Annotated in this window: 8 protein-coding genes; 4 read left to right on the top strand and 4 right to left on the bottom strand. The window is 61.2% G+C overall.

Features of this window, described 5'->3' with window-relative positions; translation table 11 throughout:
* Positions 1-483: AAA family ATPase (locus HYH07_RS33310; protein ID WP_220006433.1), on the bottom strand; the 483-nt coding region annotated here is incomplete at its 3' end.
* A 2-nt stretch (positions 484-485) separates the two neighbouring features.
* Here HYH07_RS33310 and HYH07_RS33305 point away from each other — a divergent pair.
* The 4 genes from HYH07_RS33305 to HYH07_RS33290 all read left to right on the top strand — a co-directional run bounded on the left by HYH07_RS33305 (position 486) and on the right by HYH07_RS33290 (position 4,341).
* Positions 486-650, top strand: a complete 165-nt coding sequence (locus HYH07_RS33305) for a hypothetical protein (RefSeq protein WP_220006432.1) — start codon at positions 486-488, stop codon at positions 648-650.
* 38 nt (positions 651-688) lie between these two features.
* The gene (locus HYH07_RS33300) at positions 689-1,339 is read left to right on the top strand and encodes an HAD-IA family hydrolase (protein ID WP_220006431.1); all 651 of its coding nucleotides are present in this window, start codon (positions 689-691) and stop codon (positions 1,337-1,339) included.
* Positions 1,340-1,967: 628 nt separating this feature from the next.
* Positions 1,968-2,126 carry a hypothetical protein gene (locus tag HYH07_RS33295; protein ID WP_220006430.1) on the top strand — a complete coding sequence of 53 codons (159 nt, stop codon included), beginning with the start codon at positions 1,968-1,970 and terminating at the stop codon, positions 2,124-2,126.
* A 145-nt stretch (positions 2,127-2,271) separates the two neighbouring features.
* Positions 2,272-4,341, top strand: a complete 2,070-nt coding sequence (locus tag HYH07_RS33290) for a DUF1217 domain-containing protein (protein WP_220006429.1) — start codon at positions 2,272-2,274, stop codon at positions 4,339-4,341.
* A 156-nt stretch (positions 4,342-4,497) separates the two neighbouring features.
* On the opposite strand, the gene HYH07_RS33285 is transcribed toward HYH07_RS33290, so the two are convergent.
* The 3 genes from HYH07_RS33285 to HYH07_RS33275 all read right to left on the bottom strand — a co-directional run bounded on the left by HYH07_RS33285 (position 4,498) and on the right by HYH07_RS33275 (position 7,831).
* Positions 4,498-5,265 (bottom strand): AAA family ATPase, encoded by a 768-nt coding sequence (locus HYH07_RS33285; protein WP_220006428.1) that lies wholly within the window; start codon positions 5,263-5,265, stop codon positions 4,498-4,500.
* 88 nt (positions 5,266-5,353) lie between these two features.
* On the bottom strand, positions 5,354-6,214 hold the full coding sequence (locus HYH07_RS33280) for a PCC domain-containing protein (protein ID WP_220006427.1): 861 nt from the start codon (positions 6,212-6,214) through the stop codon (positions 5,354-5,356).
* A 9-nt stretch (positions 6,215-6,223) separates the two neighbouring features.
* Positions 6,224-7,831, bottom strand: coding sequence for an acyl-CoA synthetase (locus HYH07_RS33275; RefSeq protein WP_220006426.1), 1,608 nt, complete (start codon positions 7,829-7,831; stop codon positions 6,224-6,226).
* Positions 7,832-7,841 lie beyond the last annotated feature (10 nt).

Genomic DNA, 7,841 nt, shown 5'->3' with positions numbered 1-7,841 from the left:
CTCCTGAAGGGCCGCGCTCAATTCCCTCATTCCAGGAGAGGTGCTGTGATTCACCTTAAAATTTTCGCCGGGGGTGATATCCGCAGAAACTTCACGCTTCGAAGAAAATATTGAAAACTTGTAGGGCCCCGTTGCGGCGGCTTCCCGTGAGAGCTCTATCCTCACGCCGTGCGACATCTCGACGACGAAGGTCTTGAACGGAACAACAGAGATATAGCCCCTCAATCCCTCGTTCACGTTTTTCGAAAGGCTGCAATAAATCAAGCGCAACAGCGTAGTTTTGCCTGAGCCGTTCTCTCCATAGAGCAAGTTAATGTTTGAGTCGCGAGGATCGTCGTTCTCGAATGAGATCGAATGATTGAGATAACCAAAAAGTTTCTCGACCCAGACGCGGGAGATTAAACTCGCACTAGAACTCATTTCGAAAGCCCCATGGATCGATGCATTTTGATAGCGCTTGCACCTTTGCCTAATGGCCGCCATGAATGTTCGAAGACGAGACTTTCGATGGTCATCCGTATGCAAAGCTGGTGAAGGACATGTTCAACCAGTACCAGGGCGGCACGACCGGCAGGCTTGCTACACATCACCGTCTGGCCTATTTCGATCCGCTTGTACGTCATGGCTGTCCTCAACTGAGTCAAACTTAGCACCTCTCAAAGAGATTGTCAGCGTGTCGCAATAGTCCATGCCCTACGCCCTCGCCATCTTCGACCTCGACGGCACCCTCGTCGACAGCTTCCCCTGGTTCCTGCGCACCATCAACGACGTCGCCGACCGCTTCGGCTTTCGGCGCGTGCGGGATGAGGATATCGAGGAGCTCAGGCATGCTTCGACGCGGGAGATCCTCAGCCGGTTAGAGGTGCCAGTTTGGAAGCTGCCGGCGATCGCGCGCTATGCCCGGCGGGTGAAGGGGGAAGCGGCCGCGGAGATTTCGCTGTTTGCCGGCACCGATGCGATGCTGCGGAGGCTCGCGGAGGACGGCGTGCAGCTTGCGCTGGTGACGTCGGACAGCGAGGTCAATGCCCGGCAAAAGCTCGGTGCGTCGGCCGCACTCTTCCAGCATTTCGACTGCGCGGCGTCGTTGTTCGGCAAGGCCGCGAAATTCCGCCGTGTGATCCGGCGCGCCGGCGTCGCTCCGAAAAATGTCATTTCCATCGGCGACGAGGTCCGCGACATCGAGGCGGCGCGCGCGGTGGGCATTGCCTGCGGCGCGGTCAGCTGGGGCTATGCCGCGCCGGCGGCGTTGCAGGCCCTTGCACCGGATTACATGTTCGCGCAGATGCATGAGATCGCGGACGTCTTATGCGAGAACGTAGGGTGGATTAGCGAAGCGTAATCCACCTCTGTTGGCATCCGCAGGCCAAAGGCGGCAGATTACGCTTCGCTAATCCGCCCTACGCATTACGCTCTCCCCACCATCCGTGGCGTCGCCCGACGGGCAAAACACACCACCGCTCGGTCAATGCTTGCCGTGCAAATAATTCGCTTTACTAGAATTCGGAAATGGCGCATACAGGATCCACCCTGCCCGGTCCGAGGGGCGTATCGCGATCGTCACGACACGCGGGCGGGATGTGGTGGACGCAGGCCGCATTGGCACGAAGGTCCTCGCAGGGCGGGAAACCGTGAGCGAAGACCGTCGCGCAAACGACCGGTGCAGCCTGCGTACGGCAAAATCGTGTGGTCCCGGCGCCCGGAGCCTGTGCGCCAAGTCTCGTGGTGATGCGTGTCGCCCAACCGGGCGCATGCATCAGCCATCCGCGAGGCGACGGGGGCAATAGTGCATCGCTCCCCGGGGAGAGCACGACATAAGCCGTTCCAACCACTGCGCAGGGAAGGCCGGGATGTCCTGGCTTCACCTGTATGCCGCTGTGCAGCCTTTTGTAGCGCAGACTATCGCACAGTGGACCGCGGGTGCCAGCCGGCTCCCGGCCTTCCCTGCGCCCTCGGCACTTTCGAGGGCAATGACCACCGCAAAGCTCGGGCACGACGTGCCGCGAGACGGCGAAGACATGTCCGCGATTGCACGCGCCATGCGCTGGCGAAGTTTACGCACGCTGGCTTGCGGGAGGCTTGCCAAAACGTCGCTCGCGATGCGGCGCTTCGACGCAAGCGACACCTGAAGTTGTCCCCCAGAATCGCAGCAACAAAATGTAACAATGCTTCTGCCTGCTGGCATGAGGCCAGTCCTCTACCTTGCGACCCGGCAATGATTGACGGACGTCCAAGAAGCCGTCGACAAGCCCAGCCTCGCCGTCAGGAATGCCCATGGTGTCCACCTATTTCAGCTACAGCTATATCGCGCGCAATCTCACGCAGTCCCTCACGCGAGTGGCGCAGCAGTCGGACGTCTCGCGCGAAGCTGCTTACTACAAAGCTAACATCGGCAAGGTGCACAGCGTCGACGATCTGATGAAGGACTATCGCCTGTATCACTACGTCACGAAAGCCTATGGTCTGGAAGACATGGCCTACGCCAAGGCCTTCATGAAGAAGGTGCTGCAGAGCGATCTCTCGGACCCCAGGAGCTTCGCCAACACGCTGATCGACAAGCGGTACCGGGAATTCGCGGCAGCATTCTCCTTTGGCGGCGGCACAACGAAGGTCGCGCAATCGGAAAGCCAGACCGACGACATGATCGGGCTGTACACCGCAGCCATGAAGAGCAACGTCGATGCAATTGCCGCCGACGCGAAATATTACAATGCCAAAATCGGCACCGTGACCAGCGTCGACCAGCTCCTGAACGACGATCGTCTCCGCAACTATGTCGCCTCCGCGTTCGGGATCGACCAGAGCAAATGGTCGCGCGACACGATCAAGCAGGTCCTGACGAGCGACCCGTCCGATCCGAACAGCTACGTCAATGTCACTTTTTCGTCGAAGCTGGATGGCCTGAAGGCCCAGCTTGCGCAAGCGCAATCGGATGCGACCGACGCAAGTTCGAAAATCGCCGACTACACGACGCAACTGTCGCAACCCGGCGCTGACGTCACCAAGTTAAAAATCCAGATCCTGGTCGAAAGATATCGCCTGCAGTCGGCCGTGAGCAGCATATCGAGCACCAACGACGCGATCGCGACGACCGGCGGGTTCATGGATCTGGCCGCCGCGTTCGATTTTTCAGCCGATGGCTCGCTTCCGCCGGGGACGCCGGCGCAGACCGCTGCAAACCTTGCCAGCACCAACAAGAGATTCGACGACAGCAAGTCAGCGGTCTATGCGGCGGCCAGCCCGCTGCAGGAAGCTGTGCTGATCGGGCAATTCAGAAAAGCCATCCCCAGCGTGACTTCACTGCAGGCGCTGGTCTCCATGCCGGGCGCGTATGGTTTTGCGTTGGCTGCCGTCGGCCTCGATCCCACACAAGTGTCGCAATCGACCGTGAAGGCTGTCCTCGAAAGCGACCTCAGCGATCCCAAGAGCTATGTCTATACGCTCAAGGACGATCGCTACGTCAAGCTCGCGCGGGCGTTCAACTTCGACGCCAAGGGCAATCTGACCACCCCTCTGGCGGCCCAGGATCCAGCCGAAATCCTCGATATCGCCAAGGACTACGTCATTGCGAAGTTGAAATTTGCAAGCCCGCAGGCCCAGCCGAAGATCAAGGTGCAGGCACAGAAGGACGCATCTAGCTATCAACAGGCGATCGCTGGCATCAAGAGCGTTTCAGATCTGCTCGCGAACAGGAAGCTGGTCGACTTCGTCCTGGTCGCCAAGGGTTTGGACCCCGCGAAAGTGAGCACCACCTATCTCAAAAAAATCTTCGCCTCCGACCTGAATGATTCCAAGAGCTTCGCAAACACGGAAAGTGATCCTCGCTTTGCCGAGATCGCAGCATCGTTCAATTTCGACAAGGACGGCAACGTCGCGCGCCTTCCGATGGTGGGTCCGCAAAAGCGCGATCAATTCCTGGCGACGCAGAAGAACTATCTCGAGCAAAGCCTGGAGCAGCAGCAGGGCGATGCCAATCCGGGCGTGCGCCTCGCACTGTATTTCCAGCGCATGGCGGGACACATCACGTCCGCCTACGACATTCTTGCCGACAAGGCGCTCTCGGAGGTGTTCCGGACCACCTTTGACCTGCCCGATCAGATGGCCTCGATGCAGATCGATCAGCAGGCCAAGATCGTGGAGAAGTACCTCAATCTCAAGGACCTTGGCGATCCCACCAAAGTTGCAAAACTGCTCAGCCGCTTCTCGGCCATGTACGACGCGAAGAACGCCAGCCAGACCTATTCGCCCGTGCTCGACCTCTTCCAGGGATCGAGCTCGGGAACGTCAGGCATCAGTGAATCGACATATCTTGCCATGGCGAAGATGCGCGCCAACCCGTGGTGATCGACGGATCCATCTGGGATTTGAGATGCCGCTTGAGGGGCTGAGCAGGCAACCACAAGCCGTCATTGCGAGCGCAGCGAAGCAATCCAGACTGTCTCCGCGGCGAGATTGCTTCGCTGCGCTCGCAATGACGAATTGAGAGATCGCGTCACTCGCCTACTCCGCCAGCGTCGCTTCGACGAAGCCGCGCGGGTCGGCGCAGAACTCGCGCATCACCCGGTAATGATCCGTCTGCTCCACCGTAACAGGCTCGAGTCCGTATTTGCCGAGCCGCAGCAGCTGCGCATTGGGATAGGCCATCAGCAACGGCGCATGGGTCGCCATGACGACCTGGCAGATGCGAGAGTCGTCCATACGTCGCAGCAGCTTCAAAAACTCGATCTGCCGCGCCGGCGACAGCGCGGATTCCGGCTCGTCGAAGATAAAAATGCCCTGGCGCTGGCAGCGTTCTTCGAAAAAGCGGAGGAAGCCTTCGCCGTGCGAGTGCGACAGGAAATCGGGACCGACCTGACCAGCATCACGCGCGGCCTTGTCCAGATATCGCGCGACCGAGAAAAAACTCTCGGCGCGAAAAAACCAGCCGTTGGTGATCTTCGGCAGCCAACTTGCGCGCAAAGCCGTGGAGAGCTGGCCGCCCATCTTCTCGCGCGCCTCGGAGTGATCGACCGGCATGTATCCTTTGCCTCCACCGGCATCGTCGTAGCCGGCCAGCGCTGCGATGCCCTCCAGGATCGTCGACTTCCCGGTGCCGTTCTCCCCAACGATGATCGTGATGGGCGCCTCGAAATTGAGTTCGAAATCATCCGGAAAGATGGGCAAGCAAAACGGATACATCTCGCGATCGCGAACTTGCGACGGATCGAGCCAGACTCGCCTCAGATACGGCGCAGGCAGATTGATCGTCCGATAGCCCTTCCGCGCCATTGCCGCTCCGCTCCTCCACCCGGACAAGAACATAACAGGAACAATTGGATTGCAAAGAGGTATCTTGTACCGCCCTTGGGCGCAGAGACTACTCCAGCGCCTCCAGCACCAGCTCCATGGTCATCAGCACGGGATTGTCGCCACGAACCAGACGCCCCTCGGCCATGCCGCCGGTGTAGTCGATCAGGGCGACATCGAGCGCGGCTTCCAGCGCGCCGCACGCGCCAGGGGCGATCGTCCCGTTGGTGATCGCGAGCTCCGTGGCAAACGGCTCGCTCACGCCGCCATGGGTGAAGCGCGCGCCGATGGTCGAACCGACGCCGCCGTGGATTTTGGCGCGCGCGATACCGTGTGCGCGGCAGAAGGCTTCGAGACAGCCAGCAAAATCCTGGTTGGGGCGCAGCCGCAGGGCAAAGGCGCGGCTGCTCGTACGCGCACCGGTGCTTGCGGCTGCGACAGGCCCGAACAGCTTGAAATTGGTCTCGGGGTCGGGCTCGGCGATGAACATTGCGCCATCTACGCCGAAGGCCTGCACCTCGAACGGCTCGGCGATGATAGTCTCGTCCGGCAACATGTGGCCGCCGCTCGCCCTGCCGTCCGCCTCGGTCCACAGCCCGTGGCAATGAAAGAACGGCGCCCCGTCGCGCGATCCCAACGTCATGCTGCCGAGCTTGGTGCGTGTCACGCCCGCGGGCCGATAGGTATCGCTGTAGAACGCTGCATTCTCGCCCGTCTTCGACAGCGCCGGCATGACATAGCCGAACGGTCCGAGCGCGCCCTGACCGAAATTCAGCACGCCGCCGGCAAATCCTTCGGCAGCAAAACCGCGGCGCGCGGCTTCGAGCAGCGGCAGGCCCGCCTCAAGCCTGAACGAAAAGGCGCGTCCCCTCGCCTCCACCCATTGGATACGTTCAGTGACGGGCACACCCGGCTGCTTGATGCTCCGCATGATCAGCGCTCAGCCCGTCTTCGTCGTGTCGAGATTGAGCAGCCCGCGTGCCGCGAGCTCGTCGCGCACCATGCGTTTCGGCACCTTGCCATAGCCGGATTTCGGCAGCGCCTCCCAGAAGAAGAAGCGCTTCGGCATCTTGTAGCGCGGCACCTTCGGCGACAGGAACGCTGCCATCTCGGCCTCGCTGACCGGCTTCGCACCCTCGCGCGCAACGCAGACGGCGACACCCACCTCGCCCCAGGTCGCATCGGGTACGCCGAGCACTGCAACCTCGCCGACCGCGGGATGCGTCAGGATCTTCTCCTCGATCTCGCGCGGATAGATGTTGGAGCCGCCGGAGATGTACATGTCCGACGCTCGTCCGGTGATATAGACGAAGCCCTCCTCGTCCATGTGGCCGAGATCGCCGGTCCGGAACCAGCCGTTGCGGAACGCCTTCGCATTGGCTTCGGGATTGTCGTAGTAGCCTGCGAGCACCGCAGGTCCGATCACGCAGATCTCGCCACTCTGGTTCGCGCCGAGTTCACGGCCCTCGTCGTCCTGGATCGAGACCTGCATGCCGGTGCGCTCAAAGCCACAAGTGCCGATCTTCGCATGCGGGCCGTCCTCGGGATCGTGCAACGCCGCCGGCAGCACCGTGATGTTGCCGGTGACCTCGCCGAGGCCGAAATACTGCACGATGACCTTACCGAGCTTTTTGAGCGCTGCCTTCTGGTCCTCGCGATACATCGGCGCACCGGCATAGATCACGTGACGCAGCGAGGAATGATCGTATTTGTCGACGGCGGGGTGCTCGACCATCATCTTGAGGATCGTCGGTACCGTGAACAGATTGGCGATGCGGTGCTTTTCGATCAGGCGGAACGCCTCGTCGATGTCGAATTTCTCGGTCGGCAGCAGCACGGTGCAGACGCCGCGCGCGGTCTGCACCAGCTGATGCACGCCGGCACCGTGCGACAGCGGCGCCACCACCAGCGACGCATCGGCTTCCGTCACGCCGGGAGTGAGATCGGCGAGATGATTGGTGACGACAAAACCCATCTGGCCATGCGTCAGCACCGCGGCCTTGGAGCGGCCGGTCGTGCCTGAAGTGAAGAAGAACCAGCAGGGATCATCATGCTCGACCGCGACGTTCTCGACCACGGTGCCGGGCTGCGACGCGATGGCGTCGGCCACGGACCGCTCACCGAACGAGGCCTTGCCGTCGATGCTCCAGGTGAACTCCAACGCGCCGCCCCTGACCGCCGCGGCATGCCCGGGGAAATCGACATGACACAGGAACGCCTTCGCGCCGGAGGCCTGCGCGAGATAGGTGACCTCATCCGGCATCAGGCGGAAATTGGTGGGCACCCAGACCGCGCCGAGCCGGAACGCGGCGAACATCGAGACAAACATCTCCTCGCCATTCTTGGAATGGACGAGGATGCGATCGCCCTTGGCGATGCCACGCGCGGCGAGCGCAGCAGCGAGAGCCGAGACCTGCGCATCGATCTCGCGCCAGGTCCAGGATTTGTCACCCCAGACAAAACCGGTCCGCGATCCATGCCGCCGCGCGTTCTGCGTCAGCATGTAAGCGAGATTCATGACGCGGCGAGACATGCGGAGCGGTTGCATCGGGCTTCCT

It is taken from the genome of Bradyrhizobium sp. BR 10261 (genome assembly GCF_019455395.1).
GTDB lineage: Bacteria > Pseudomonadota > Alphaproteobacteria > Rhizobiales > Xanthobacteraceae > Bradyrhizobium > Bradyrhizobium manausense.
This window is presented reverse-complemented; position numbering and strand designations above follow the sequence as displayed.